Below are 26,024 nucleotides of genomic sequence, written 5' to 3' on the forward strand. Positions count from 1 at the left end.
TCTGGCCCCATCTGGGCAGACAGGCGGGTAGATGTCTGAATTCAGGTCCGTTTGACCGAAATGACACCAAATTTATCGCTTAGATCCCTTGGCAACGCAGCAACCTTGGCGGCGATATTGGCGGCGATTTCTCCGTATAGTCTGGCCGCCTCGCTATTGGGCTCGGAGACCACAGTAGGCCGACCGGCGTCGGCACCGACGCGAATCGCCATGGAGAGGGGAAGCGCCCCCAACCAAGAGACCTTGTATTGGGCCGCCATGCGTTGTCCGCCGCCCTCACCAAAGATGTGCTCGGCGTGACCACACTGGCTACAAATATGAATCGCCATGTTTTCAATCACGCCCAATACCGGAACGTTGACTTTTTCGAACATTCGCAGACCCTTGCGGGCATCGAGCAACGCCAAATCCTGAGGCGTCGTCACGATCACAGCCCCGACAACAGGCACTTTTTGTGAAAGTGTCAATGCAATGTCGCCGGTTCCAGGCGGCATATCGACAATTAAATAGTCCAGATCATCCCAATTCGTGGATCGCAGCAGCTGCTCCAACGCCTGCGTGACCATCGGACCGCGCCAAATCGCAGGATTGTCTTCGCTAATCATGAAACCGATCGAGTTGGCCTGAATGCCATGGCCTATCACGGGGCTCATCGTCTTGCCATCGGTACTGTCCGGCTTTTGAGAAACACCCAGAAGAGTGGGTACACTCGGGCCATAGATGTCAGCATCAAGCAGGCCGACTCGGGCCCCTTGCGCTTGGAGCGCCAGCGCCAGGTTGACCGCCGTCGTGCTCTTGCCGACGCCCCCTTTGCCGGAGGCCACCGCAATAATATTGCGCACGCCAGGCACCAATGCCACGCCGGGCTGCACAGCATGCGCAACGATCTTTGACGATACAAAGACCTCGGCACGCGAGATCCCTGCAGCGGCGAGCGACTCGACGAGAGACTGACGCAAGGAATCAAGTCGGCTGGACGCTGGATAACCCAGGACCACCTGAATGCTGACCCCGCCATCCTTGATCTGAATCTGCGTGTCCTTCACCCAACGGCTAAGTGCTACACCTGTAACAGGGTCACGGACCTGCTCAAGCACTGCCCGCACGTCTACTAGCGCTACACTCATTGAAATTCCTTTGCTATCTTTACCATTATTCGAAACACGGTGTCACTATGATCGAACTTCTTCGCCGCATTATCCGCTTTGCCGTGGTCATTATCGTGGCCTTCGTCGGACTGGTGATGGCGCTCATCCTGACATTTTCCACCATTATCGCGATAATCTTTTTGCTCGTGATCTCGCGTCTGCGCGGAAAGCCTTTCGAAGTCAAAGAATACTGGATGGCGCGCAAAACCCGCCGCAAGCCCATGTCAGCGCAGGGTTCTTTGAATTCAAAAGATGTCACAGACGTGGAGTCCCGCGACATTCGCTAAAGAAATCAAAGCCTTGCTGACAGCTCGCTTGGCGCACGCTTCAATGGGGCTTGGCAATATACACACGCGCACTGCTTTAAAATGATCAACTTGATCTTAATGTCCACCTACGCCTCTATCACTCATGTCCCGAACCATTTTTGTCACAACAGCCCTCCCCTATGCCAATGGCTCATTCCATATCGGCCACATCATGGAATACATCCAGGCGGATATCTGGGTGCGCTCGATGCGCATGGCGGGACACACGGTACATTTTGTCGGTGCGGATGACACGCACGGCGCACCCATCATGCTTAAGGCCGAGGCAGAGGGCATCACACCCCAGCAACTGGTCGCGCGGATCGCCGCTGAGCGCCCCCAGTATCTGCAAGGCTTTCATATTGAATTTGATCACTGGCACTCGACTGACTCGCCCGAGAATGTCGAGTTGTCTCAAGGTATTTATCGCAAGTTGCGCGAAGCCGGACTGATCGAAACACGCGAGATCGAACAGTTTTTTGATCCCGTCAAAGGCATGTTTCTGCCAGACCGCTACATCAAGGGCGAGTGCCCAAAATGTCACGCCAAAGATCAGTACGGCGACTCGTGCGAGGCCTGTGGCGCCGTTTACACGCCCACCGACCTGATCGACCCCTACTCGACTCTGACCCAGGCGCGACCGATCCTCAAAACCTCGGAACATTTCTTTTTTAAGCTTTCTGATCCGCGGTGCGTACAGTTTCTGCAAGACTGGACCACAGGCTCCAATACCCAGGGTCATAAACGTTTACAGACTGAAGTACTCGCTAAAACGCGCGAATGGCTTGGACATGGGCAAGGCGATGATCAAGTCAATCTGGGTGACTGGGACATCTCGCGCGATGCGCCATATTTTGGCATTGAAATACCCGATGCGCCGGGCAAATATTTTTATGTCTGGCTCGATGCGCCAGTCGGTTACCTCGCCTCACTCAAAGCATACTGCGCCAAGCTCGGCATCGATTTCGACGCGCTGCTCGCGCCTGGAAATGCGACCGAGCAAATACATTTCATCGGCAAAGACATTGTGTATTTCCACGCATTGTTCTGGCCAGCCATGCTCAAATTCGCAGGTCGTAAAACCCCCGATCAACTCAATGTTCATGGCTTCATCACGGTCAGTGGTGAAAAAATGTCCAAAAGCCGCGGCACCGGTATTTCACCACTGCGCTACCTGCAACTCGGGATGAACGCAGAGTGGATGCGCTACTACATCGCAGCCAAACTTAACGCCCGTGTTGAAGACATCGACTTCAATCCTGATGATTTCGTCGCCCGCGTCAACAGCGACCTCGTGGGTAAATACATCAACATCGCCAGCCGGGCAGCCAACTTTATCAGCAAGTATTTTGAGGGCCATTTGGCCTACCCGGTGCAGCCTGACGCGGTCAACTCAATCCAGGCACTGTCTGCGCACTGGTCAAGCGCTGCCGAAGCTGTCCGTCACGACCTCGAGTCACGTGAATATGGTCGTGCGATCCGCGAAGTCATGGCGCATGCCGATCAGATCAACCAAGCGTTTGATGCCGCGCAACCCTGGCTCATCGCTAAAGGGCTTGCCGATGCCCCCTCCGAGCAACGCGCCGAACTTCAGCATATTTGCTCGACTGCGCTGGCAGGCTTTAAAGCATTAACCGTCATGCTCGCACCGATCTTGCCCGTTCTCGCTCAGCGTGTGGCAAAAGAGCTTTTTGGTTTATCACGCGGCTTTATCTGGTCCGACGCGGGGGATATCCCAAACCACATCCAGCCGTTTAAACATCTTATGCAACGCGTCGAACCCGCCATGCTGGACGCCTTGTTTGAGCTCCCGGCAGAGACTGCTGACAAAGGAAAAACGAAGTCAGCCGCCGAGGTAGATGTAGCCGCTAACACTTCAAACGCCCAAATCCCTGGTGGTGAGCCCATCGCAGCCACCATCACCATCGATGACTTCATGAAGGTCGATATGCGTGTGGCGCGTATCGTTGATTGCGCGCGTGTAGAAGGCTCGACTAAATTACTGCAGCTCACTCTTGATTTGGGTGAAGGCCGCCACCGCAATATCTTTTCGGGTATTCAGTCAGCCTACCAGCCCGAGCAGCTCAAGGGTCGTTTGACCGTTGTTGTCGCCAACCTTGCGCCCAGGAAAATGAAATTTGGCGTCTCAGAGGGAATGGTTCTGTCGGCCAGCCATTTTGACCCGAAAGCTCAGCCAGGCATTTACGTACTTGACCCAGAGTCAGGTGCGCAGCCCGGGATGCGCATCCGCTAAAGGTTGCGGTTTGAGTGTCGGATCGAGCGTCCGGCGCTCATCGAAAACGAAACAATTGCCTCGATAACCAATCCCGCCGGTTTCCTCAAAATACTTGAGAATGCCGCCATCGAGTTGATAGACGTGATCGATGCCGACTTCGCGCATATAAATCGCAGCTTTTTCACAGCGGATGCCGCCCGTGCAAAAGCTGATGACTGTTTTGCCTGCCAGTTCGTCTTTGTGATCAAGTACGGCTTGTGGAAACTCAGTGAACTTGGACAGATGCCAATTAATCGCGCCTTCGAACGTGCCAGCTTCGACTTCAAAATCATTGCGCGTATCAAGCAAAACCACCGGCCGGCCGGTGTCATCATGGCCTTCAGTGATCCAGCGCGCGGCTGTCTGCGCATCAACCGCTGGCGCGCGCCCCGCTTCGGGACGAATCGTCGGATGATTCATACGGATAATCTCGCGCTTGATTTTGACCAGCATCCGTTTGAACGGCACGTCAGGAGATTCGCTGTACTTGACCTCAAGGTCCATAAAAGCGGAATCTTGACGCAGCCACGTTAAAAATTGCTCAATCTTGTCCTGTGTGCCCGCCAAGAACATATTGATACCCTCAGGGGTCAGCAGGATGGTTCCCTTGAGTGCGCATGTTTCGGTTTGAGCAAGCAAGGCATGCCTGCGTTGCTCAAGATTGTCGAGAGAAACGAACTTGTAGGCGGCAATATTGAGAATAAGGGACATGATCTAGTGGTGGTGAGCAGGACTCGAACCTGGAGCGGGTGATGGGAATCGAACCCACGCTTGAGGCTTGGGAAGCCGCCGTTCTACCATTGAACTACACCCGCATTCTGGTGCAACACTTGGGATTATACCCACTACAATATCGGCATGAATATCGTACTCAATGGCCAACCCAAGATCCTGTCCGGCCCCATCTCCGTCTCTACACTCATTGATGAGCTTGGTTACACGGGCAAGCGTATCGCAGTCGAACGCAATGGCGAAATCGTGCCGAAAAGCACCTACGCGGGGGTCATCCTCGAAGCCGGTGACCGCCTGGAAATCGTTGTTGCCGTAGGAGGCGGTTAAACATGCATCCTCTTCATATCCGTAGCTTCGTCAATCGACGCAGCCATATGACCAAAGGCCAGCAGGAAGCGCTCGACGCGTTTCTCGGCAAGTGGTCGATCCCTTATCAACCCGGCAGACTGGATCTCACGCAAGCCTTTGGCCGCGCGGCACCCACGATCCTCGAAATCGGTTTCGGGATGGGTGAAACAACCGAGCAAATCGCACTAGCCAGACCACAGGATAATTTTCTGGGGGTGGAAGTCTTTAATGCAGGCGTGGGTGCCATGCTCAAGCGCATCGAGGCTTCGGGGCTGACAAACGTGCGTTTGATTCAGCACGATGCGGTCGAAGTGCTTCGCGACATGATCCCGCCCGACGCACTCGCTGGTGTGCATATTTATTTTCCGGACCCCTGGCCAAAAAAACGTCATCACAAACGTCGTTTGATTCAACCGCCTCTGGTCGAGCTGCTGGCGAGCAGGATGGCGCCTGGCGCCTACATCCACTGCGCCACAGACTGGGAGCATTATGCGCATCAGATGCTTGATGTGCTCGCAGGCGAGCACGCGCTTGAAAACACCTGTGAGGGATTCGCGCCCAGACCGGACTACCGTCCTTTGACGAAGTTTGAAAATCGCGGCTTAAGACTCGGTCACGGCGTGTGGGACGTGATTTTCAAAAAGAAAATTTAACTCCCGATGATTCAGCGCTCAGGCATGGGGGAAATATGCCTAAGCTCGCCTCGGCCTATCTGCCAAAACCACCGAGTTTTCCCAAGCCCTTCATGCTACCCATGGCACGCATCATCTTGGCCATGCCGCCTTTTTTCATCTGCTTCATCATGCCCTGCATTTGCTCAAACTGATTGAGCAGGCGATTGACCTCTTGCACGGGCACACCGGCTCCTGCAGCGATACGTCGCTTACGCGAGGCTTTAAGCAAATCGGGCTTGGCACGCTCGAGCGGCGTCATCGAATTCAGGATACCCTCGGTCCGTCTGAGCTGTTTTTCTGCCTGACCGCCTTGCAACTGGCCGGCGGCCTGTGAGAACTGAGCGGGGAGCTTTTCAAGCAAGGATCCCATATCGCCCATCTTTTTAACTTGCGCGAGCTGATCACGAAAATCGTTGAGATCGAACTTGTCGCCCGATTTCATTTTGGCGGCGAGCTTTTGCGCTTCGGCAATGTCGATATTTTTTTGAGCCTGCTCGACGAGCGACACGATGTCGCCCATACCCAGCACGCGCTGAGCCATCCTTTCAGGATGGAAGGGCTCCAAACCATCAAGTTTTTCAGATACACCAACAAACTTGAGTGGCTTACCCGTCACATGGCGGACGGACAACGCAGCTCCACCGCGCGCATCGCCATCGAGCTTGGTCAGCACCACGCCCGTCAGCGGCAACGCCTCTCCAAAGGCACGCGCCGTATTGACCGCATCTTGGCCCTGCATGGCATCCACGACAAAGAGAGTCTCAATCGGTTTTAACAAATCATGCAAGGCGCGAATCTCGCGCATCATTGCTTCATCGATACCCAATCGTCCGGCGGTATCGACAATGAGCACATCAATATGATGTTTGCGCGCGTAATCAACCGCATGACGAGCGATATCCTCTGGCTTTTGGCTCGCGTCCGAGGCGATCCACTCAACTCCCACCTGCCCGGCTACAGTCTTGAGCTGCTCGATTGCAGCCGGACGATAAACGTCGGCACTGACCACCGCCACCTTCTTTTTGCCAGTTTTGCGCCCGTTCTGAACGTGATTGCCTTCGGATAACCAACGGGCGAGCTTGCCAGTCGTTGTAGTTTTACCCGCGCCCTGCAAGCCAGCCATCAAAATAATCGCGGGGGGCTGCATGGCCAGCGACAGCTCGCTTGCGTCGGTACCCAAATCCCCGCCCATCAGAGCAGTCAGCTCCCGATGGACCACCCCGACCAAGGCCTGGCCGGGTGACAAACTACCAACGACCTCCTCGCCCAGGGCCTTTTCCTTGACTCGCGCGATGAAATCACGCACCACAGGCAAGGAGACATCGGCCTCCAGCAAAGCCAGACGGACCTCTCGCAGCATGTCTTGCGTGTTGGTTTCGGTGAGACGCGCTTCGCCCCGCATGGTCTTGACGACACGGGATAGACGTTGGGTGAGATTTTCAAGCATGGTGTCGGTTTCGCTTTACACTAGACATATGTCTTCCGGTATTGTATTTCACTCCCTCGCTGCCTTGGCCTATGCCGCCCTCGGTCTCGGTCTTTATCGCTCGCTGACTTCGGACCCTCCGATCGTCAAGGCGGGCAACCTTGCTCGCCTTGGACTGCTTTTAGCAATCGTTTTACACGGTCTCGCCTTGCGAGACACCGTCTTGCAGGAAGGCAACTTACGCGTCAGCTGGACACTTGCGCTTTCTGCCGCAGTCTGGATCGGCATGGTGGTATTTTGGCTCGAAAGCTTGGTGATTCGCATTGATGGGCTCCAACTTTTGCTTTTGCCTGTCGGCTCAATGGTTTGCCTCTTGGCAATCTTATTTCCCCAGTCTCAACTCATCGCCCGTGCGAACGATCCGGGCTTACGTATCCATTTACTGATCGCCTTATCTGCCTACGCGCTGGTGACCATCGCCGCTCTGCAGGCGATGTTGATGTCTGGCCTCGATCGGCGCCTCCATTTCCCTCGCGAAGAAGGTGCACACCCCGGCCCACTGCGCCGTGCGATCGGGCGCCTGCTGGATGTCCAACCCCCCTTGCTCGCGCAGGAACAAGTGCTGTTCCGTCTGATCTGGATCGCTTTTGCCGCCCTGACCTTGACACTGGTCTCTGGCGCTCTGATCTCAATTTCCTTGTCCGGCAAGTGGTTACCACTGGATCACAAATCAATCTTCACTCTGTTGTCCTGGCTGACCTTTGGCATCCTGATTGTTGGTCGACACCTGAGAGGTTGGCGCGGACGCACTGCACTGCGCTATACCCTCGTTGGCTTTGCCTTTGTCGTGTTAGCCTACACAGGGTCACGCTTCGTGATCGAAGTCATCCTGCAAAGGCATTGAAATGGGTAAAACGCTTTTTTGGATTGCCGTGTTTTTTGGTGTGCTGCTTGTCAGTCGCTTTCTATCGCATCAGGCGGCAAAAAAACGTTTCCGCAGTGAGCAAGACAAACAAGCTGCCCGCAACAACCCTTTACCCGGTGCAGAGGCGATGGTTCAGTGTGCGCATTGCGGCGTGTTTATACCTCGTTCAGAGGCCTTACTTAGCAACGATGAAACCTGGTGCAGCCAGGCTCATGCACAACTTGGACCGCGCCGGTCCCGTTAACGACAGATCATGAAGCTGGACCCGACAGGTTGGCTCGAACCCGGTTCCAGTATCTCGCTGCGTCCCTCTCCAAACTTTAACGCTCGGCCTGCTGGCGTCGAAATTGACTTGCTAGTCATTCACAACATCAGTTTGCCACCCGGTCGCTTCGGCACTCCATACGTTGCAGACCTTTTTCTCAACCAGCTGGACCTCAGCGCCGACCCCTGGTTTGAAGAAAATCTCAAAGGACTCACGGTCTCTGCACATTTTTTAATCGATCGCCTGGGTCACATCACGCAGTTCGTCTCCTGTGACGCACGCGCATGGCATGCAGGCGTCTCGCAGCATGACGGGCGCGAACAGTGCAATGATTTTTCTGTGGGAATTGAGCTAGAAGGTACAGATACGCTCGCCTATACCGAGGCGCAATACAGTGCGCTCGCGACACTCACTCAATGCCTGCGGTCACGCTATCGTCTGAATGCTGTCAGAGGGCACTGCGATATCGCTCCAGGACGCAAAACAGATCCAGGGCCGGTATTTGACTGGGCACGCTACGCTGTACTGGCTGGTTGGCCTGTCGCAGCGCTACCGCCGCGACAGGCCCCAAACATCGGGGCTTAACCCAGCAGTAACTGGTTCACACGACGCACAAAGGCCGTCGGGTCGGGCAAGCTCGAACCATCCGCCAACAAAGCCTGCTCAAACAACAAGCTGGCCCAATCATCGAAAGATGCATCGGAAGCCGACTGAACACGCTTGACCAACGCATGCTCAGGATTGATTTCCAGAACAGGCAGGATGTTAGGCGCCTGTTGACCTGCGGCCTTGAGCATTCTTTGCAGGTGCGGACTCAAGTCGTTTTGTCCAACCACCACGCAGGAAGGTGAGTCCACGAGACGCAGTGTGACGCGCACTTCCTTGACACGGTCTTTGAGGGACGCTTGCAAACGCTCGACCAGCGGCTTGAACTGCTCGGCCACCTCGGTTTGATGCTTCTTTTCTTCTTCGTCGGCAAGCGCCTCGAGATCCAATCCGCCTTTAGCAACCGAGACTAGTTTTTTGCCATCGAACTCTCGCAAGTGCGACAACATCCACTCATCGACGCGATCCCACATCACCAAGACTTCGATGCCTTTTTTACGGAAGATCTCCAGATGCGGGCTATTACGTCCGGCGGTGTAGCTATCAGCCGTCACATAATAAATCTTGTCCTGACCTTCTTTCATGCGAGAGACGTATTCCTCAAGCGTGACAGTCTGCGCATCGGAATCCTCTTTGGTCGAGGCAAAACGCAACAGCTTTGCAATACGCTCAAGATTCGCAGAATCCTCTCCGGTACCTTCTTTAAGGACCTGCCCAAACTCATTCCAGAAGGTCGCATAATCCTCTTTTTTGTTTTCCGCTAAATCTTCAAGCAGACTCAAGATACGTTTGGTGGAGCCCTCACGGATAGCCTTGACATCGCGACTTTCTTGCAACAACTCGCGGGAGACATTCAAAGGCAAATCAGCAGAGTCGATCACGCCACGGACAAAGCGCAAATATGAAGGCAACATCTGTTCGGCATCGTCCATGATGAAGACGCGCTTGACATAGAGCTTCACACCACGACGCGCGTCGCGATCCCACATATCGAAAGGAGCGTGCTTGGGGACATACAACAGCTGTGTGTACTCGCTGCGACCCTCGACACGGTTATGTGTCCAGGCAAGAGGATCGTCATAATCGTGAGAAACATGCTTGTAAAACTCACGATACTGCTCGTCGGTGACCTCGGATTTACTTCTCGTCCAGAGAGCGTTAGCCTGATTGACAGACTCCCACTCGTCTTTTTTAACTTGCTCGGATTTTTCCTGATCCCACTCTTCTTTGCGCATCTGAACCGGCAAAGAAATGTGATCGGAGTATCGGCGCAAGACTTCACGCAGTTTCCAGCCACTCAGAAACTCATCCTCATCGGTACGCAAGTGCAACACCACGTCCGTACCGCGGCCCGCCTTTTCAGTCGCAGCAATTGAAAACTCGCCCTGACCATCGGACTCCCAGACAACCGCCTGATCGGCAGGCAAGCCTGCGCGACGACTCCGGACCGTGACTTTATCCGCCACGATAAAAGAAGAGTAAAAGCCCACGCCAAACTGGCCAATCAGTTGTGCGTCTTTTTGCTTGTCGCCGGTGAGCTTGGAGAAAAACTCGCGCGTACCAGAGCGCGCGATCGTGCCAAGGTTGGCGATCGCTTCGTCTTTGGACAGTCCCACACCATTATCTGAAATCGTGATCGTACGCGCCGTTTTGTCGTAATCCACGCGCACATGCAAGTCACCATCGCCTTCGAAAAGTTCGGGATGATCAATTGCCTCAAATCGCAATTTATCGCAGGCATCCGAGGCGTTAGAGACCAGTTCACGCAGGAAGATTTCCTTGTTGCTATAGAGCGAATGGATCATCAGGTGCAGCAGTTGCTTAACCTCTGCCTGAAAACCCATAGTCTGAGTGGCGTCTGATGACGCTGTCGTTTGATTCATCGTACTCACCGTAAGTTATCCACAGATTGACCGGCCCGGATAGGCGCGAGAAAAACCGCGTGGAGGCGGTCGCTCAAGAGCCTCAGGCTAGCTGATAAGCTTAATCTGGGGTGTAAAACGCCCATTTCAAGGGGCTGAAGTCAACCAAATCAGCATTTGATTTCAGAAATTTACGCGACAGGGGCTAACTGTGCGATGAGTTGCCTGACATCCAGACAATTTTCAAGCTCATCGATCAGCGCAATCAAGGCCTCCGGCGACCCCATCGGCTCTGCCGACAATGCCCAGCAGCGGAAAAATTTGCTCAGCTGTGCTTCGCGGCTCAAGGGCCGAGATGGACTCGCGAGCATGGCATCGATGGAGTGCTCCAGCACAGTGCCGTCGTTGAGCCGGACGCTCACCAATTGGGGCACGAGCGCGTTTGGATTGGGATTGTCGTCCTTTTCCATCCGTACTTTGAGCGAAAGCGCGTAGGTTTCCGGATCATTGAGCAACTCCCCGCGGAAGTGCATAGGATCCAGGGCGCCATGTTGCAAAACCTTGGCAAGCACAAAAGGCATGCACAAGCGCGCGTAGTTGGGTGTGGGCTTTTCAACCCCGGGGCGATTGACCAAATGATTGAGTAAAGAAGGTCCTCTCACCACGATTTCAGCAACCTCCTGCGCAGCAAAGCCTGCTTGCTGACGCAAACACGTCACCCCCTCTATGCCACCATGCGTTGCACGCCCACTTGGGTAGGGTTTGTGGCTCAACTCCGTCAGACGCCAGCGTTCACCCAACCCCTGCATCGCGGTTTCGAGATCCCACTCAGACTCAAACATCTGCAAATAACCAAAACGACCCGTCAATGGCGTTTGCAAACTCGGAAAGCCTGCTTGCGCCAAATCGCAAGACTGGAAGGCGGCACGCGCGTTGACGCCAATCTGCAGGGGCAGCACCACACTGCCCTCTGTATGCGCCTGCATCGTGCCGCTAACCTGGGCAAGCTGGTGGCCAAAAGCCGCCAGTGTCATGTCAGCATCAAAACCACGAAGATTTGCCAAACCCGCCACCGCACCAAAACCACCCGAGGCTGCCGGACGGAAAAACCGAAGCCCGAGTTTGGACGCCATGCCCAGCGTGCAGGCCGCATCCACCCCGGCCGCCAGTGCGGTCAGCAACGCGCGTCCGGAAACAGGTCCACGCACCTCGGCCTCCGCAAGCAACACTGGCAATAAGGTTGCCATGGCGTGCAGTACGGCTCCCTCATGCAAACAATCGAACTCCTGGCAATGCACTTGGTAGGCATTGACCAATACCGCTTGCGTGGCATTGAGCCTGTTTTTACGCCCCCAGAGTGTGACATTGGCGCCTTGACCCCACTGACTCACAGCGTCGAGCAAGGGTACGATCTCCGGAGTACTGCCGCCCGCCACACCGACGCCAATGGAGTCGAGCAGGAAAATTTTGGCGGACTCAATCGCTTTTGAAGAGAGCTGTTCAAAGCGAACGCCCGCAACATGTCTAGCAAGTTTTGCATCAAGACTCGGCATTGTTTAGATCCGCTTTTGTATGAACGACGCGCTGAGGGAAAGGGATTTCTATATTGTTCGCATCAAAGGCGATTTTTAGATGACGTAAAAATTCACGACGAATCGGACCATGCCAGAGCGCGACCACTTTGATGCGCGCTTTAATCATGACTGCCGACTCCGCCCATTGCTCAACGCCGGCAATTTCAATGTCATCAAGAATTTTGTCACCGAAATCAGGGTCGTGACGCAAAGCCGCTGACACATCTCGCATGATGTCAAACACTTGATCGATATCCGTCCGGTATGACACGCCGACATCGATGACCGCGAAAGCAAAGTTACGGCTTAAATTCGTGACCGTTGTAATCACACCATTTGGCACAAAATGGACTGAGCCCTGGTAGTCACGCAACCGCACATATCTGAGCGTGACCTCTTCGACGAAACCAGCCTTGCCACCGACTTCGACAATATCGCCTTGACGAATCTGATTTTCGAGCAACATCACAATGCCCGTAAAGTAATCTTTCACGACACTTTGCGCGCCGAAACCAATCGCGATACCTGCCACACCCGCCGTCGCAAGCAAGGGGGCAATCGAGACACCCATTTCAGAGAGCGCCAGCATAATGGCCAGAACGGTGATCGTGACTGAAGTGACGTATCTGAATACACGGCCTAATGTCTGGACACGTTTTTTCTCTTCATCATCGTGGCTTGCATGACTTAATCTGCTTTGCAACATCCGGATCGATCGCATCACGAGGCTGCGAAATAACCATGCCAAACCAAGGATGATCAATACATTGATCATCGAGAGCATTGGCATTGCCCATGCTGGAACGGTGACGCCGAAATAAGTCTTGAGCAATTCGTTGAGTGTCTGCTGGAACATGCTGATCGATCCGTAGGTGAACAATGGCGACGCAACGATACAGATACCGGTTACTGCCGGGCATTGAGTATAGAGCACAGACTTAGTCTAGAATTGATGTACAAAAAGTAAAAAGCCCACTTTCATCGGAGTTCTTCTATGACCGTCCAATCACGCCTGCGCCGTGCCGGCATGCTTAGCTTGTTAAGCGCCACACTTTTGAGTGCTGCCCACTTTCCTGCGCACGCGCAAAATGCCGCCAAATATCCCTCCCAGCCCATTACCATGGTGATCCCTCAAGCACCTGGCGGCACGAATGACATCGTCGGACGTTTGATTGCCAACGAACTGGCCGAAGAACTCAAACAATCTGTCGTCGTGACCAACCGTCCTGGCGCGGGTGGAAATATTGGAACTGCGCAAACTAAATCAGCACCAGCCGATGGCTACACCCTGTTGATGACAGTCAACAGCGCCCAAGCGATCAATCCCTCTCTCTATAAAAACGTCGGCTTTGATCCCATAAAAGACTTCAGCCCAATCACGGTCGTCGGCGCTGTACCCAATGTTTTAGTTGTTCACCCAAGCTTTCCTGCCAAGACGCTCGATGAGTTCATCGCACTGATTAAAGCCAATCCCGGCAAATATCAATACGCTTCTGCCGGCAACGGCACACTGAATCACTTGCTAGGCGCCATGCTCGATCAAAAAGCCGGGCTAAAAATGGAGCACATCCCTTACAAAGGTGTGGCGCCCGCGATGATCGATGTCTTGGGCGGTCAAGTACCAATCGCTTTTGCCAGCCTGCCTTCTGCCTTGAACAATATCCGTCAGGGCAAATTGCGCGCAATCGGCGTCAGCACAGACAAGCGTTCACCAGCGCTGCCAGATGTTCCCGCCATCAATGAAAAAATCCCCGGCTTCTCCGGCGACCTCTGGATTGGTCTGTTCTCGATCGCAGGCACTCCACAAGACATCAACGATAAACTTTACGCAACGGTCGCTCGCATCATGCAGAAACCTGCCGTGCAAAAACGCCTGGCTGATCTCGGCGTAGAGTTGTACTTTGATACGCCTGCGCAGTTCAAAGAAAGACTCGCGAAAGACATCGCTCAATGGAGTGAAATCGTCAAAGTATCTGGCGCAAAAGTCGATTAATTTCCCTTTCGTTTTTGGTTTGACTGACTAATAAAAAGGCGCTGCGAATATTCGTAGCGCCTTTTTTGTACAGATGAGAAAATCTCACAAGACCATGAAAGCAAAGCCTCGTTAAACAATCGCTTGAACAATCACTACTCCAAATCACCACTCGCTATCCGAACACCTTATGCCCAAGACACTTTCTCCGCGCATAATTTTGTCCTGTGCCTTGGCCTTGGGAGTTTCAGCTTCCCAAGCTTCTAGCACCCCTCATGTCATCACGTCATCAACGCCTTGGTACTCAACAGCCTGGAATCACGTGCGTGACACTTGGCGTGAAGGCGACATAGAGGCCTATGTGCCCTTTTGGAGCTACCACCTTCCCTTTGCCTACACGCCCGAGCAACGAGCGCAATACGTTGAATATCCGGCCGGATTTGGTCTGGGCAAAGGTCGCTACAACAATAGTGGTAACTGGGAGGGTATCTATGCGATGGGCTTTCGCGACTCACATGGGGATCCATCTTATATGGTGGGTTACGGCTGGATCCCTACATGGAACATGGGTAGAAGTGAAGTAAAAGCCGGAATCGGCTTGACGGGTTTTTTTATGTCTCGGAGAGATTATTTTGGGGGCATTCCCTTTCCGGGTGTTTTACCAATCGCCTCGATTGGCTATAAAAACCTCTCTGCTCAAGCAGCCTATATCCCTGGCGGGCAGGGTTATGGCAATGTTTTATTCATGTGGGGGAAATGGACATTCAAATAGTTTGACCAGTTCATAGCACCCCTGACTACTCAGATGCCCAATCACGGGCAAAAATTTAAAAGCTCGGCTATACTTATATGCTTAATGCGTTGCCCGGGTGGTGAAATTGGTAGACGCAGGGGACTCAAAATCCCCCGCCGCAAGGCGTGCCGGTTCGATTCCGGCCCCGGGCACCAGAGTCTAGCTAAAAATTGACATTCAAGTTATTGATTTATAACGGTTTTTAGCCGATTCTGAGCCGCTCCCTTTGGGGAACGACAAAACGCTTTTCCCCGGTTTTTCCCGGGCTACACCACTATCTTTTCCCCAAGATGTTCCCCATACTTTTCCCCATGACGGAGAAAAGCAATGGCATCTTTTGAGAAGCGAGGTAGTTCAATCAGGGCAATCGTCAGTTTTCCCGACGGCAAACGATCGGGGACTTTTGACACCATGGCCGAGGCTCGAGCCTGGGCGACCAACCTGGAAAAACAAAAGCAACTTGGCGCAATCAAAAACGCCAAGGTACGCACTGTTCAGGACCTGATTCTAGATTACATGCCCCGGGCCGAGATGACCGACTCGGGCAGATGGAACAAATTGCGCCTGCTGAAGTTCTGCGAGGCGCCGCTGGCCGAGGTCAAACTCGACGAAGTGACTCCACATCACATCAATGAGTGGATCACCAACCGGTTGACTGAAGTAAAGCCAGGCACCGTCAACCGTGAACTGAATCTCTGGCGCAGCGTGTTCACTCATGGGGTGCACACCCGTAAATGGCTAGAAAGCAACCCCTGCAGAGACTCGATAAAGCCACCAGCAGGCGCTCGCCGAGACCGAACGTTGCTGACGCAAGCAGAAATAGAGGCCATTGCGGTGGCCACCGGCTATCACGAGCACTCCGACCTATCGACAAAATTGTCCCGCGTAGGCGCCTGCTTCTTCCTGGCCATGGAAACCGCGCTGCGATCCGGTGAAATCCTGCGTATGCGTCCACAGGACTACAACCGTAACGATCGCACACTGTATGTGCATGCTTTGGAACGCGGTGGACGCAAGGGTACTAAAAGTGGCACGCTCCAAGGGTCACGCTGGGTACCCTTGACCAATCGTGCCATCGAATTGCTGGATCAGTTGGTCGCCACCATGCCTAAAAACCAGCAACCAAAACCAGATTTTTCAATGCCACCCTACGTTGTCGGCATGACCGATGGTCAGCGAGACGCTCTATGGCGCAAGGCTCGCGACCGGTCAGGCGTTGAAGACCTGCATTTTCATGATTTAAAACACGAGGCCGCAACGCGGTTAGCCAAATTTATCGATGTGATTGCACTGTCACACGCGATCGGCACCAAAGACCTTAAGTTATTAAGAGACACGTATTACAACAACGATGCCACCCGCATCGCCCACTCCCTGCCAGCATCACTAAACGCCCACCATTCACGCGACCACGCTAAGCCAATCCGTGTCGATGAGCCTGTCAGAAGCGGTGGCCGTGTTGAAACTGCAAACGCCCGGTCTGGTGCGTCCTGGGGACAGCGGCCAGGCCTTTGACCCTGTCCCTATCCCTGCACCTTAAGGAACTTCAGCATGGACGACCCTCTTTCCGAACTCGTGCGGGTTCGGTTATCACGCAACCAGTATCGCAAGTTATCTGAAGCTGCCGCAATCTCCGGCCAAAATCTGTCAACCTATATTCGGCACAGATTGGCTGCGATAGACACCCTGGCCGAGGAATTGTCACTGCTACGCCAGGCTGTGAACCGGTTAAGCCAGATTTCTGAGGCTCACGCGGCTTCTATCGAATCTGTCTTGCTTGCCCGCGCACTGGCACGACCCGAGCAAATTGCCATTGCCCATGCCTCCATGAAGCGCCTAGGTATCGCTTCATTTCCCGCCTAGGCTTTCCCTACCTGATCTTTCCCTTGGAGTTTTCTCATGACCCATCGATCCGCCAAGATCGGTGCAGTGGCGCTCGCCTGCGCGTGCGGCACCGCCCTAGCCACACCCACTGCGGTTTCGTCCGTTGTTCCCTCTGTCATTCCCTCCGGTCAAACCCTTGAAGGACTGCCCGGTCTGGCCTGCCAGGCAGTGCTTTGCCTATCAAGCAGTCTGCAGCCGTCCGAATGCGCACCGTCGCTGAGTCACTACTTCGGTATCCAGATATTTAACAAGTTCGGCCTGGACTGGGGCGCAACCGTCGCTGCCCGACGGATGTTTCTAGGCATGTGCCCAGCTGCTGATACGCAAGGCATGCCAGCTCGCCTTGATGCGATCGCCAATGGTGCCGGCAAGTGCGATCCCGCCAGTCTGAACAGTGCGTTTGCAGACACCGCTTACCGGTACCGATCGAGAACAACCGGTTTTGGTGACTCTGGTGAAACCACCACCTACGATGTGCAGCCCATCAGCACCGTCCGTCAAAACACCCTGCCGGGCTACTGCGTGACTTATAACGACCACGAATGGACTTACGACTTAAGCGTGAAATACGTGGGTGATCCCCTCAAAGGCGGTTACTGGGTTAAAGCCAAGGACTTCGATACAGCTCAGTCACGCTGGCAAGCCGAGCACAGCGGCCAATGGGCCAGAGGCTGGTCCTACTCGTGGGACGACCCTAGATACCCGCAGGATACCCACAATGGCAACTGAGAACCTACACCTTGAAACCCAAAACCCAGGCGAGGCTCAGCCATGATTAGCGAACTGGCTGTTCTGGTTATGACCTGCGCGGCCAACGTGCACCCAACCACCATGGATGCATTGGTCAAGCATGAGTCACAACGGCACCCCTATGCCATCGGAGTGAACAGCCGTGATCGCCTAAGCCAACAACCGAGCACCCGCGAAGAAGCCATCGCTTTGGCTAAAACACTGTTGTCCAAAGGCATCGACTTTGATGCGGGCCTTGGCCAAATCAACGTTCGCAACTGGGAATGGCTAAATCTCACGCCTGAGACGGTGTTTGATCCTTGCCTGAATCTTCAGGCAGCGCAAACAGTGCTGACACAGTGTTATGAGCGAGCTACCGGTCGATATTCAGATGAACAGCAAGCCTTGCACGCAGCTTTGTCCTGCTACAACACCGGCCATTTCGAGCGTGGCTTCAAAAATGGTTACGTCGGCAAGGTGTTAGCCCAAGCTGGCATCAAGATCCCTGCCCTGCAGCCTCCTAAATCCAAAGAGGTTGGGAAAGGGGACCAGGCTAGCCAAGAGAGCCAGGGTGGCAATGCCAACAAAGACGAGAAAGCAGAGTCAACGCCAACCACGCAAGGTGATCGTGACGGCTTCGTCATCAATCCAACACCGGACGGCTTTACGCGTCCACCCGAGCCAACTGGCTCATCAACGAGTTCCTGACCTAGAGACCTTCTGATTAACGTCAAAGTTAACGTCTTTGACGAACCAAGGATCCGTAATACCGAGGGCTGACTGAAAGAGTGCGGCGTGCATGACTAACAAACTTGAAGCAGAGATCAAACAGGATTCGCTGATGAGTTCGGCAAGGCCGGACGCAGCAGTCTACTGCCTCCAGCCATGCCACCAGCGTACTCACTGATCCGATGGCATCTAGGGCTCTCTTCGTCAGGCTACGCCTGCCCTTGACCCCATCGGATCAATCCTGTGAAATCTACACCGAGCCCACTCAAATTTCAAAAGAGGCACAAATGCCAAGCCCAGCAACTCTGCACCATGGTGCGCTCGCCGATTACTGCGAAGGTTTTGCCCAAAGCTACGAATGCAACGCAATTTTGGTGAAGCTGTTTTCCAAATGGATACAGTTTGATCTCTTGGTGTCACTGCTGACCGCTGATGCCGAGCATCGACTCGGTGCACGCACCACGCCCATGACGGTAGGCGAAATCAAGGAAGAAAGTGGTTTAAGCGAAAGGGCCATACAGATCTTTCTGCCCACGTTGGCGTTTTACCGCCTGATTGAAATCCATCCCTCGCCCAACGATCGTCGTGCACGCACTGTCACGCCCTTGCCCAAGATCGAGAAGATCCTCACCGATTGGCTGACGCAGGCATTTCGGTTTATCGATCGCTGCGAATTTAATGATGCGGTCAAGCTATCGCCTATGCTGCAAGACCCTGACTGGTTCTTGCGCTTTAAAGCACAGGCCGGTCGTGCAAGTCTTTCAGGAGAGTTTGCTTGGCGAGACTACCCATTGGTGGCCTTCTTTTCTGATCGCCATGCCGGGTTTCAGTTGCTGGCTGTGATCATGGCCTGCCACTACCGTGGCAGACCATGCAAAGACCTGAGCAAATACAAGAGCCTCTTTGGTGTATCACGCTCGCACTTATACAAACTACTGCAAGACGCAAAGGCCCACGGCTGGATTGAACAAGACGCCGGACTATCAACCTACATGCCAACTGCGGCCATGCTCAATGCCTTTGAAGGATTTGTGATTGATGAGGCTCAGTTTTTGCTTGGCCACGCCACTGCCTCACGAACAGACTCACTGAATGCGGCGGAAATTAGCGGCAATTTTTGGACTTCTGCTGCGTAGCGGTTCAAGATAAGCTACTTTCGTATCCCAACGCGGAAGCTTGCCATGACTCATTCGGACCTGCGCTTGGCCACTCGATATGTGGCAATTCTGGTAGCCACTTGGCTAGTGGGCACAGCCCTGGTGCTAATGGCATCAGCTCAAGGGTCCACTGTGCCAACCTCACCCATGACTGCAGCCCACCTAGAGCAATTGCACAATGCCTGGGGCTGGTATGCCTCAGCCTACGGCGTACTCTTTGTGACCGATGGCAGCATCGCGTTGCTCGGCGTCATGCTTTGGGCATGGCTTAAGCCCACCTCAGCATTGGTGTCTGGCATGGTGGTCGCCCTATTTGTGCTTTCAGGCGTGTTTGGTCTGATGGATGATGTTGCGATGGTGGCAGCGGCTCAAGTGTTTCGCGATGGCTCGGCCATGCTTTCGCCCGAGTTAGCTGGCGCGTTTCTCGATGGCCTGAATGTCAGCACCAACTGGGTATCAGCAGCGAGCATTTTTCCTGGAGGAATTGCGGCGCTCATCATCGTGTCTGCCGCACGCGATGGCGGCATGGGCGTGACGCTAAACCCTCGCTGGATTCGTTACACCCGGGTGCTGGGCATCTACCAAATTGTCTTGGGGTTTGTGTGTGTATTTGCGCTCCTCTCACAAAACCCAATGGCCTTGAACCTGGCTGTCGGCGGTGCAGCGCTTTTGTTGCCAGTCTTGTGCATACCGTGGTTACTTTGGACTTTGCGGGAAATGCACAAGCACCCAGCCTCGAGCATGTAAACCTCACCACACAAGGAACTGTCATGAAAGTCACAATCGTTGGTGCTGGCATGGGTGGTCTAGCAGTGGCAGCCCTGTTGTCGCGAACCGGCCAACACGAGGTTACTGTCCTTGAGCAAGCGTCCGGGTTTCATGAGGCAGGCTACGGCATTGGCCTCTACCCCCTTGGTGCCATGGTCTTTAACGCCATTGGCCGGGGCCAGGCACTGCGCGACAAAGCCGTGGTTTTAAAGACCTACGAAGTGCATGGGCCAGACGGCAAGTTGCTGCAGTCGATTGACTTAAGTGGCTTGCTTGCTGCCTACGGCCCACTGCTTGGCGTGACGCGCACCGACATGGTATCCATCTTGCAAAGCGCTGTTCCAGAGGGCGTTATCCGGTTTGATTGCCGTGTCCAAGGTGTCAGAAAAGACGACAACCAAGTCATTGTCGCCCTGGAAAACGGCCAGGCGCTTGAGTCCGACATCGTGGTTGCTGCCGATGGCATGCACAGTACGGTCAGGCAGTCACTGTTTGGCGAGGTTGCACCCCATGAGACCGGGTTTGACGCCTGGATGTGGTGGGCACCACTGAGCCTGAACCAGCCTGACACCGTCTCGGAGTACTGGGGGCCTTCAGCCTTTGTGGGCCTATACCCCATGTGCGAATTCATCAACGTGGCTGTTGCTGTGCCCACGGAACTATCACCAGACCCCAAAGCAGCGCCTGCAGACATTCTGCAGGCGCTGCGAACCTGTGTCGCGCAACACGCACCAAAAGTTGCCGACATGCCACATCTTTGGGAGATCGCTGCTGGCAAACCGTTTCGGTGGCCAATGTTTGATGTCAGGTCGCCGGCGATCACGGCTCTGGATAACCGGGTGGCACTCGTTGGCGATGCTGGCGTGGGTTTTTTGCCGACGGCGGGTGTGGGTGCCAGCAATGCGCTTAGAAGCGGTGCAGCACTGGCCTACGAGCTGTCGTTGTCTGACCAGGACAGCGCGCAAGCTGGCGTCAAGCGCTGGAGCAAACGCGTAGAAAAGATTGTGCACGGCAACCAGAATGACTCGCGCCAGCTTGCGAAGTTAATGATGGTCAAGCACGCCAGTGCCTCTGCGCTCATCAATCTGTTGATGAAGTACATGCCAGTCACGGCGACCACCAACAGCATCATCAAGAGCATGGAAGAGCCGTTTTAGTGCCTGAGATCAAAACAAAATACAACCCGAGGTCAAACGCCACCCACAGAACCCGGACACCCAGCAGCAAAACACACAAAACACATGGCCACTGAAACAACCACACCGCTTGCGCTAGATCCCTACATTGCCACGCAACGCCCGATAGTGTCTCGCGGTGACCAGCGGCTAAAAGAAATGCTCGCCTGGGCGCTTTTGTCCCCATCGCCACACAACACCCAGCCGTGGCGATGGTCGGTCAAAGACGGGGTCGTTCGACTGTATGCTGATTACTCCAAACAGCTCAGTGTTTGTGACCCGGATGCCCGTGAACTCATCATCGGTTGCGGCTCGTCTTTAGAGCACTATCTGCTGCGCTTAGGCGTAGATGGCGACGCCGTCACAATCAATCTGCTGCCAGACACAAGCAAGCCCGACCTCTTGGCCGAGATTGCGGTCGGCCAAGGCAAGCCCTACGACAGGCGCGAAGATTTGGTTGATGCGATGCAGCTGCGACGCACCAACCGCACCGCCTACCACGGCGAACCGATGAACGCCGAGCTGCGCGCATCGCTTACTCAAGCCTGTAGTGAATTCGGTGTGCAGGCAGTATGGGTGGATGCGGCCTCAACCCGGTCTGCGCTAGTTGAACTCATCATGCAGTCCGACAGGCAACAGATGGCATCACCTGCGTTTCGCAAAGAACTTTCGCAATGGATGCGAATTAGCGGCTTTGCAAGGTCCACCCATCACGATGGCATACCAACCGACCTGCTTGGGCAGCACGGCATTGCAGCCTATGTTGCGCCCCTAATTGTGCGCACGTTCGATGTTGGCGCCATGCAGGCAGCAGCTGATCGAAAGCTGACTGAAGGCTCGCCAGACATCGTGGTGTTCACAACGACTGCTGACACCACCGCAGCATGGCTAGCCACCGGCCGGGCATTGGCACGGTTTACGCTGACCGCCATGGCCGCTGGCCGCTATTCGGCGTACATGAACCAGCCTTGTGAAGTGCCAAGTTCACGCAAAAAACTAGCCAACCTGCTTCAGACCGAGGGCTCACCCGAACTCATTATTCGTCTTGGGTTGGCTAAGCCGGTACAACGCGCGCCGCGGATCACGGTGGCAGAGGTTTTAGACGACAACGACGGTAACAGTCGCTCGCTAGGCTAGTGGGAACTGTTTTGACTGTGGTTTGGGCTGTGGTTTGGGCCTTTCTTGTCACCGCCAAAATTCGCAAGACAGCAACGATTGGTTAACGGGCATTGACGGCCGGTTACTCATTGCCCTCAGAGGTACATGCTATCGCGGGATATCCGTCCAGATTGGCCAAAACAGTAAACATTCTTTGATCAATAAATTCTGAGCGCGAAAAGCTCCGCTTTAAACCGACTTATCCGGACCATCCTTAGGTCGCGACTAGGTTGCTAGCTCGTCCTGTTCGGTCGATTCACTTTCCATTTTTTTTCAACACTGCTGCGCCCGGGCTTTGCTCTAGCGCATGGAGATTCGTCATGCCTTCAATTCGCAACCATCTTGCCCAACTCAACAATCGACTGATTCAACGCGCTGGTGCCGCCAGCATGCTGATGGTGCTGGCCACACCGGCCATGGCAGCCGGTGGCCTGGCCAAAGCACAATCCACTCTGCAGATGATCAAAGACAACCTTGAACTGATCCTGCCGATCGCGGCAGTCATCATTGGCCTGATCATCGTTGTGCTCTACATGGCTGAAATCATGCGCAAGGACGACATGGTGCGCTGGCTCATTGGTCTGGTGATCGCCGGGTCCATCGGTGAAATCGTGGTTCTGCTCTGGAAATAAGCCATGGCAACCGAGCCGCAAACATCTTCGGGCTATCCCGTCTTCAAAGGCTTGGGACGTAAGCCCACGTTTCTTGGCGTGCCCACCACCCTTCTGTTTGGAGCCTTTCTGGCGGTGGCCTTTATCGCCATGCTAGCAGGCCTTGCCTGGTGGGGACTCCTAATTGTCGTGCTTCCTACTATTGCTGTGCTCACTCGCCATGACGACAAAGCGTTTGATGTGCTGTGGCTAGAACTTCAGACTCGTACACGCAACCGCCACAAAACGTTCTGGAATGGCTCGAGCTATGCCCCAAGTGGCTACTCATCACGTCGCCCCTGGATGCAGCTTGAAGATCAGGTCGACCAGCAGGATGACGATTCCGTAAACCAACACGGAACTACAAACCGATGACTCAAACACCAACTCTCGGGTCAGAGCGGCTTATCGCCCGCTATCTGCCCTACTCGCATCACGTCACCGAGCAAATCGTCGCCTGCGACAACTTGCAATACCTAGCCGTCATTCGTGTGGCGGGCCGCTCACCAGATGCCCACAGCACCCAGGAACGTCACGATTGGATCGAGGCCCTGCACAACGTTCTTCGTGGGTTGCCGTTAGGCACCGTGGGTTTGTATTCCCACATTGTCCGCAGACGTGTCACTGAATACCCACAAAGTCGTTTTGCGCAAGCATTCGCCGAGCAGTTCGATCACGCCTACCGGGCTACCTTCGATGCCAAGGGTCTTATGGTCAACGACTTGTATCTGAGCCTGCTGGTTCACCCCGTGGCAGATCCGGTGATGGGTACGTTTGCCAACCTAGAGAAGGCTGACACGAAGCGCTTGACCCAATGGCAGGCGGAATCCATTGATCGGTTACAGAACCTCTTGCGAGCCATGACGGCGGCGCTCAGTCGCTACGATCCAACTGTGCTGGGTATCGTGGACCGCAATGGATACGCGTTTAGCGAGATCGCGGAGTTTCTCGGTCTGCTGTGCAATGGCTCACATCACGCCATGCCCATCACCCGGGACCGCTTGGGAACCAGCATTTGCAGGGCACGCCCTGTTTTTTCTCGTTATGGTGAATTGGGTGAACTGCGCACAGTGACAGGCTCACGCCTTTTTGGAATGATAGAACTGCGTGACTACCCGGAGCAAACCCGACCCGGCCACTTGGACGTGTTGCTGGGTCAACCCTACGAGTTCGTGCTGACACAGTCCTGGGGCAGTTTTACCGGCGCTGCTGCCAAAGGTTTGGTGCGCAAACACCGCAAGCTCTTGGCTGACTCAAATGATGCAGCCCACAGTCAACTGACTCAACTGGATCAGGCCATGGATGATCTCACCTCTGGCCGCTTAGGCCTAGGCGATCACCATGCCACCTTGCTTTTGTTTGGCAGTGATACCAATTCGGTGCGCCAAAGCATGGCCAACACCATCAGTGCGTTGGCAGAAGTAGCACTCGTGGCCAAACCACTGGAACGTGCCTTAGAAGCAGGTTTCTGGGCGCAACTGCCAGGCAACTGGGCGTGGCGTCCACGTCCAGTGCCGATCACGTCATACAACTTGCTGTGCTTATCTAGTCTGCACAATCAAATGACTGGCAAACCGGCAGGCAACCCGTGGGGACCCGCTGTGACCATGCTCAAGACCCGAACCGGTAGTCCGTTTTTCTTTAACTTCCATGCATCCACCGACGATGTGGACGAATTGGGCAAACGTCGGCCGGGCAACACCATGCTGATTGGCATGACAGGGACCGGTAAAACGGTCTTGCAAGGCATGTTGCTCACCCAAGCCCAGAAATTCAATGCCACTTGTGTGGTGTGGGACAAGGATCAGGGCATGCAAGTGCTCATCATGGCCTTGGGCGGTCGGTACTTCAAACTCCGTTTGGGTGAAAGCACTGGCTGGAACCCGTTTCAAATGCCGCCCACCAAGGGTAACGTCGCATTCATGCGACGCCTGGTGGTGTTTTTGGCTGAACGCCGGGGTGAGCCGCTAACCACTGCCCAACACGGTGAAGTGACCCGGGCTGTCGAGCAAATGACCACAGGCATTGACTTGCAAAGCCGCGGTCTTTCCATGCTGACCACGCTCTTACCTAACCCCTACTCTGAGGACAGCGCAGGCAGCGTGCACGCTCGACTGCTACCTTGGTGTCATGGTGGTGAATACGGCTGGGTATTCGACAACCCACAGGATGCCTTGAATCTGGATGGCACGAGTGTCAAAGCCGCGATTCTTGGGTTTGATTTAACTGAACTGTTAGACGATGACGATGCACGTGGCGCAGCCACGCTTTATCTGCGCCATCGGATCAATGCGTTACACGATGGACGACGCATCATCAATCTTTTCGATGAGTGCCAACACCCGCTCAAAGACGCTCACTTCCAGGCGGACATGCAAGACGCCAGTCGCACGATCCGCAAGAAAAACGGCGTTCTGGCATTTGCCACTCAAGAACCGGGTGCCATCCTTACCAATCCAGTGGGGCCATCACTGATCCAACAGGCTGCGACCTTGATCTTTCTGCCGAACCCTCAAGCCAAGCGCGAGGACTACGTCGAGGGCTTTGGTCTGACGCCTGCCGAGTTTGAATTGATTCGCCAACTCGGTGAGGCTAGCCGCCAGTTCGTGATCAAGCAAGGTGGCAATGTCACTGTCGCTTCACTGGATCTGTCTGGCTGCGAAGACGAACTGCTGGTGTTCTCAGGCAGTACCGACATGGCTGAGGCTGCCGAGCAGGCAGTTGCGAAGGCTGGCTCAGATCCTGCCGACTGGCTTCCCGTCTACCTCAATACGGTCAAGAGCAACCGACGACTGGTGGAACCATCGCTACCGATCCAGCCAACCGAGCCAGTGCACGCAATGTAACAAACCAAACACGATGAAGG

At 54.5% G+C, this 26,024-nt stretch carries 25 protein-coding genes, 2 tRNA genes and 1 pseudogene; 21 read left to right on the plus strand and 7 right to left on the minus strand.

Going from position 1 to position 26,024, the window contains the following annotated elements:
- Positions 1 to 41 precede the first annotated feature (41 nt).
- Complete coding sequence (gene apbC, locus QWY27_RS12970; protein WP_290198799.1) at positions 42 to 1,127, minus strand: iron-sulfur cluster carrier protein ApbC; 1,086 nt, start codon at positions 1,125 to 1,127, stop codon at positions 42 to 44.
- Positions 1,128 to 1,174: 47 nt separating this feature from the next.
- Between apbC and QWY27_RS12975 the strand changes: the two genes are divergently transcribed.
- Together QWY27_RS12975 and metG are read left to right on the plus strand one after the other, a co-directional pair.
- Positions 1,175 to 1,435: a hypothetical protein gene (locus tag QWY27_RS12975; protein ID WP_290198800.1), complete on the plus strand. Its 261-nt coding sequence runs from the start codon at positions 1,175 to 1,177 to the stop codon at positions 1,433 to 1,435.
- Between the two features lie 124 nt (positions 1,436 to 1,559).
- Positions 1,560 to 3,710 carry a methionine--tRNA ligase gene (gene metG / locus QWY27_RS12980; RefSeq protein WP_290198801.1) on the plus strand — a complete coding sequence of 717 codons (2,151 nt, stop codon included), beginning with the start codon at positions 1,560 to 1,562 and terminating at the stop codon, positions 3,708 to 3,710.
- Here the strand turns inward: metG and QWY27_RS12985 are convergent.
- Together QWY27_RS12985 and QWY27_RS12990 are read right to left on the minus strand one after the other, a co-directional pair.
- Positions 3,678 to 4,442, minus strand: coding sequence for a sulfurtransferase (locus QWY27_RS12985; RefSeq protein ID WP_290198802.1), 765 nt, complete (start codon positions 4,440 to 4,442; stop codon positions 3,678 to 3,680). The two genes, metG and QWY27_RS12985, sit on opposite strands and share 33 nt — an antisense overlap.
- Before the next feature lie 30 nt (positions 4,443 to 4,472).
- Positions 4,473 to 4,546 (minus strand) — tRNA-Gly (locus QWY27_RS12990).
- Between the two features lie 43 nt (positions 4,547 to 4,589).
- Between QWY27_RS12990 and thiS the strand changes: the two genes are divergently transcribed.
- Together thiS and trmB are read left to right on the plus strand one after the other, a co-directional pair.
- A complete protein-coding gene (thiS, locus tag QWY27_RS12995) occupies positions 4,590 to 4,790 on the plus strand; it encodes a sulfur carrier protein ThiS (protein WP_290198803.1) in 201 nt (66 codons plus the stop codon).
- 14 nt (positions 4,791 to 4,804) lie between these two features.
- Positions 4,805 to 5,464: pseudogene (gene trmB, locus QWY27_RS13000) on the plus strand (tRNA (guanosine(46)-N7)-methyltransferase TrmB); the annotation flags it as partial.
- A gap of 55 nt (positions 5,465 to 5,519) precedes the next feature.
- Here the strand turns inward: trmB and ffh are convergent.
- Positions 5,520 to 6,932, minus strand: a complete 1,413-nt coding sequence (ffh, locus tag QWY27_RS13005; protein WP_290198805.1) for a signal recognition particle protein — start codon at positions 6,930 to 6,932, stop codon at positions 5,520 to 5,522.
- 28 nt (positions 6,933 to 6,960) lie between these two features.
- On the opposite strand from ffh, the gene QWY27_RS13010 reads away from it, so the two are divergent.
- The 3 genes from QWY27_RS13010 to ampD are packed head-to-tail and all read left to right on the plus strand — an operon-like array spanning position 6,961 to position 8,686.
- Positions 6,961 to 7,815, plus strand: a complete 855-nt coding sequence (locus QWY27_RS13010; RefSeq protein ID WP_290198806.1) for a cytochrome C assembly family protein — start codon at positions 6,961 to 6,963, stop codon at positions 7,813 to 7,815.
- A gap of 1 nt (position 7,816) precedes the next feature.
- Positions 7,817 to 8,080, plus strand: a complete 264-nt coding sequence (locus QWY27_RS13015) for a PP0621 family protein (RefSeq protein ID WP_290198807.1) — start codon at positions 7,817 to 7,819, stop codon at positions 8,078 to 8,080.
- A gap of 9 nt (positions 8,081 to 8,089) precedes the next feature.
- Positions 8,090 to 8,686: a 1,6-anhydro-N-acetylmuramyl-L-alanine amidase AmpD gene (gene ampD, locus QWY27_RS13020; protein ID WP_290198808.1), complete on the plus strand. Its 597-nt coding sequence runs from the start codon at positions 8,090 to 8,092 to the stop codon at positions 8,684 to 8,686.
- On the opposite strand, the gene htpG is transcribed toward ampD, so the two are convergent.
- The 3 genes from htpG to QWY27_RS13035 form a co-directional block, all read right to left on the minus strand.
- Positions 8,683 to 10,590, minus strand: a complete 1,908-nt coding sequence (htpG, locus tag QWY27_RS13025) for a molecular chaperone HtpG (protein ID WP_290198809.1) — start codon at positions 10,588 to 10,590, stop codon at positions 8,683 to 8,685. The two genes, ampD and htpG, sit on opposite strands and share 4 nt — an antisense overlap.
- A 170-nt stretch (positions 10,591 to 10,760) precedes the next feature.
- Entirely contained in the window at positions 10,761 to 12,122 is a 1,362-nt protein-coding gene (locus QWY27_RS13030; RefSeq protein WP_290198810.1) for an MmgE/PrpD family protein, read from the minus strand.
- Positions 12,109 to 12,999: a mechanosensitive ion channel family protein gene (locus QWY27_RS13035; RefSeq protein ID WP_290198811.1), complete on the minus strand. Its 891-nt coding sequence runs from the start codon at positions 12,997 to 12,999 to the stop codon at positions 12,109 to 12,111. The genes QWY27_RS13030 and QWY27_RS13035 overlap by 14 nt, the downstream gene beginning before the upstream one ends.
- A 138-nt stretch (positions 13,000 to 13,137) precedes the next feature.
- Between QWY27_RS13035 and QWY27_RS13040 the strand changes: the two genes are divergently transcribed.
- The 14 genes from QWY27_RS13040 (at position 13,138) to QWY27_RS13105 (ending at position 26,004) form a co-directional block, all read left to right on the plus strand.
- Positions 13,138 to 14,136 (plus strand): Bug family tripartite tricarboxylate transporter substrate binding protein, encoded by a 999-nt coding sequence (locus QWY27_RS13040; protein ID WP_290198812.1) that lies wholly within the window; start codon positions 13,138 to 13,140, stop codon positions 14,134 to 14,136.
- Positions 14,137 to 14,305: 169 nt separating this feature from the next.
- A complete protein-coding gene (pagP, locus tag QWY27_RS13045; protein ID WP_290198813.1) occupies positions 14,306 to 14,887 on the plus strand; it encodes a lipid IV(A) palmitoyltransferase PagP in 582 nt (193 codons plus the stop codon).
- A gap of 91 nt (positions 14,888 to 14,978) precedes the next feature.
- Positions 14,979 to 15,063 (plus strand) — tRNA-Leu (locus tag QWY27_RS13050).
- 172 nt (positions 15,064 to 15,235) lie between these two features.
- A complete protein-coding gene (locus QWY27_RS13055) occupies positions 15,236 to 16,423 on the plus strand; it encodes a tyrosine-type recombinase/integrase (RefSeq protein ID WP_290198814.1) in 1,188 nt (395 codons plus the stop codon).
- A gap of 36 nt (positions 16,424 to 16,459) precedes the next feature.
- A complete protein-coding gene (locus QWY27_RS13060; protein WP_290198815.1) occupies positions 16,460 to 16,771 on the plus strand; it encodes a hypothetical protein in 312 nt (103 codons plus the stop codon).
- Positions 16,772 to 16,807: 36 nt separating this feature from the next.
- The gene (locus QWY27_RS13065) at positions 16,808 to 17,521 is read left to right on the plus strand and encodes a TrbM/KikA/MpfK family conjugal transfer protein (RefSeq protein WP_290198816.1); all 714 of its coding nucleotides are present in this window, start codon (positions 16,808 to 16,810) and stop codon (positions 17,519 to 17,521) included.
- A 42-nt stretch (positions 17,522 to 17,563) separates the two neighbouring features.
- Entirely contained in the window at positions 17,564 to 18,229 is a 666-nt protein-coding gene (locus QWY27_RS13070) for a lytic transglycosylase domain-containing protein (protein WP_290198817.1), read from the plus strand.
- Between the two features lie 308 nt (positions 18,230 to 18,537).
- Complete coding sequence (locus tag QWY27_RS13075) at positions 18,538 to 19,386, plus strand: winged helix DNA-binding protein (RefSeq protein WP_290198818.1); 849 nt, start codon at positions 18,538 to 18,540, stop codon at positions 19,384 to 19,386.
- 45 nt (positions 19,387 to 19,431) lie between these two features.
- Positions 19,432 to 20,154 carry a hypothetical protein gene (locus QWY27_RS13080; RefSeq protein WP_290198819.1) on the plus strand — a complete coding sequence of 241 codons (723 nt, stop codon included), beginning with the start codon at positions 19,432 to 19,434 and terminating at the stop codon, positions 20,152 to 20,154.
- Between the two features lie 23 nt (positions 20,155 to 20,177).
- Positions 20,178 to 21,332 (plus strand): FAD-dependent oxidoreductase, encoded by a 1,155-nt coding sequence (locus QWY27_RS13085; protein ID WP_290198820.1) that lies wholly within the window; start codon positions 20,178 to 20,180, stop codon positions 21,330 to 21,332.
- Between the two features lie 84 nt (positions 21,333 to 21,416).
- The gene (locus tag QWY27_RS13090) at positions 21,417 to 22,487 is read left to right on the plus strand and encodes an Acg family FMN-binding oxidoreductase (protein ID WP_290198821.1); all 1,071 of its coding nucleotides are present in this window, start codon (positions 21,417 to 21,419) and stop codon (positions 22,485 to 22,487) included.
- A 341-nt stretch (positions 22,488 to 22,828) separates the two neighbouring features.
- On the plus strand, positions 22,829 to 23,140 hold the full coding sequence (locus QWY27_RS13095) for a TrbC/VirB2 family protein (RefSeq protein WP_290198822.1): 312 nt from the start codon (positions 22,829 to 22,831) through the stop codon (positions 23,138 to 23,140).
- Between the two features lie 3 nt (positions 23,141 to 23,143).
- Complete coding sequence (locus tag QWY27_RS13100; RefSeq protein WP_290198823.1) at positions 23,144 to 23,533, plus strand: VirB3 family type IV secretion system protein; 390 nt, start codon at positions 23,144 to 23,146, stop codon at positions 23,531 to 23,533.
- Complete coding sequence (locus QWY27_RS13105) at positions 23,530 to 26,004, plus strand: VirB4 family type IV secretion/conjugal transfer ATPase (RefSeq protein ID WP_290198824.1); 2,475 nt, start codon at positions 23,530 to 23,532, stop codon at positions 26,002 to 26,004. Before QWY27_RS13100 ends, QWY27_RS13105 begins: the two co-directional genes overlap by 4 nt.
- Positions 26,005 to 26,024 lie beyond the last annotated feature (20 nt).

This window comes from Zwartia vadi, assembly GCF_030410375.1.
GTDB lineage: Bacteria > Pseudomonadota > Gammaproteobacteria > Burkholderiales > Burkholderiaceae_B > Zwartia > Zwartia vadi.

Excerpts from the sequence above, each read along its gene's own strand:
- QWY27_RS13035 (WP_290198811.1), bottom strand. The coding sequence starts at position 12,999 with ATGTTCCAGCAGACACTCAACGAATTGCTCAAGACTTATTTCGGCGTC.
- apbC (WP_290198799.1), bottom strand. The coding sequence starts at position 1,127 with ATGAGTGTAGCGCTAGTAGACGTGCGGGCAGTGCTTGAGCAGGTCCGT.
- ampD (WP_290198808.1), top strand. The coding sequence starts at position 8,090 with ATGAAGCTGGACCCGACAGGTTGGCTCGAACCCGGTTCCAGTATCTCG.
- QWY27_RS13100 (WP_290198823.1), top strand. The coding sequence starts at position 23,144 with ATGGCAACCGAGCCGCAAACATCTTCGGGCTATCCCGTCTTCAAAGGC.
- QWY27_RS13060 (WP_290198815.1), top strand. The coding sequence starts at position 16,460 with ATGGACGACCCTCTTTCCGAACTCGTGCGGGTTCGGTTATCACGCAAC.
- QWY27_RS13040 (WP_290198812.1), top strand. The coding sequence starts at position 13,138 with ATGACCGTCCAATCACGCCTGCGCCGTGCCGGCATGCTTAGCTTGTTA.
- QWY27_RS12975 (WP_290198800.1), top strand. The coding sequence starts at position 1,175 with ATGATCGAACTTCTTCGCCGCATTATCCGCTTTGCCGTGGTCATTATC.
- QWY27_RS13015 (WP_290198807.1), top strand. The coding sequence starts at position 7,817 with ATGGGTAAAACGCTTTTTTGGATTGCCGTGTTTTTTGGTGTGCTGCTT.
- ffh (WP_290198805.1), bottom strand. The coding sequence starts at position 6,932 with ATGCTTGAAAATCTCACCCAACGTCTATCCCGTGTCGTCAAGACCATG.
- metG (WP_290198801.1), top strand. The coding sequence starts at position 1,560 with ATGTCCCGAACCATTTTTGTCACAACAGCCCTCCCCTATGCCAATGGC.
- QWY27_RS13090 (WP_290198821.1), top strand. The coding sequence starts at position 21,417 with ATGGCCACTGAAACAACCACACCGCTTGCGCTAGATCCCTACATTGCC.
- QWY27_RS13065 (WP_290198816.1), top strand. The coding sequence starts at position 16,808 with ATGACCCATCGATCCGCCAAGATCGGTGCAGTGGCGCTCGCCTGCGCG.
- QWY27_RS13085 (WP_290198820.1), top strand. The coding sequence starts at position 20,178 with ATGAAAGTCACAATCGTTGGTGCTGGCATGGGTGGTCTAGCAGTGGCA.
- QWY27_RS13095 (WP_290198822.1), top strand. The coding sequence starts at position 22,829 with ATGCCTTCAATTCGCAACCATCTTGCCCAACTCAACAATCGACTGATT.
- QWY27_RS12985 (WP_290198802.1), bottom strand. The coding sequence starts at position 4,442 with ATGTCCCTTATTCTCAATATTGCCGCCTACAAGTTCGTTTCTCTCGAC.
- QWY27_RS13070 (WP_290198817.1), top strand. The coding sequence starts at position 17,564 with ATGATTAGCGAACTGGCTGTTCTGGTTATGACCTGCGCGGCCAACGTG.
- QWY27_RS13080 (WP_290198819.1), top strand. The coding sequence starts at position 19,432 with ATGACTCATTCGGACCTGCGCTTGGCCACTCGATATGTGGCAATTCTG.
- QWY27_RS13055 (WP_290198814.1), top strand. The coding sequence starts at position 15,236 with ATGGCATCTTTTGAGAAGCGAGGTAGTTCAATCAGGGCAATCGTCAGT.
- QWY27_RS13075 (WP_290198818.1), top strand. The coding sequence starts at position 18,538 with ATGCCAAGCCCAGCAACTCTGCACCATGGTGCGCTCGCCGATTACTGC.
- pagP (WP_290198813.1), top strand. The coding sequence starts at position 14,306 with ATGCCCAAGACACTTTCTCCGCGCATAATTTTGTCCTGTGCCTTGGCC.
- thiS (WP_290198803.1), top strand. The coding sequence starts at position 4,590 with ATGAATATCGTACTCAATGGCCAACCCAAGATCCTGTCCGGCCCCATC.
- QWY27_RS13105 (WP_290198824.1), top strand. The coding sequence starts at position 23,530 with ATGACTCAAACACCAACTCTCGGGTCAGAGCGGCTTATCGCCCGCTAT.
- QWY27_RS13030 (WP_290198810.1), bottom strand. The coding sequence starts at position 12,122 with ATGCCGAGTCTTGATGCAAAACTTGCTAGACATGTTGCGGGCGTTCGC.
- QWY27_RS13010 (WP_290198806.1), top strand. The coding sequence starts at position 6,961 with ATGTCTTCCGGTATTGTATTTCACTCCCTCGCTGCCTTGGCCTATGCC.
- htpG (WP_290198809.1), bottom strand. The coding sequence starts at position 10,590 with ATGAATCAAACGACAGCGTCATCAGACGCCACTCAGACTATGGGTTTT.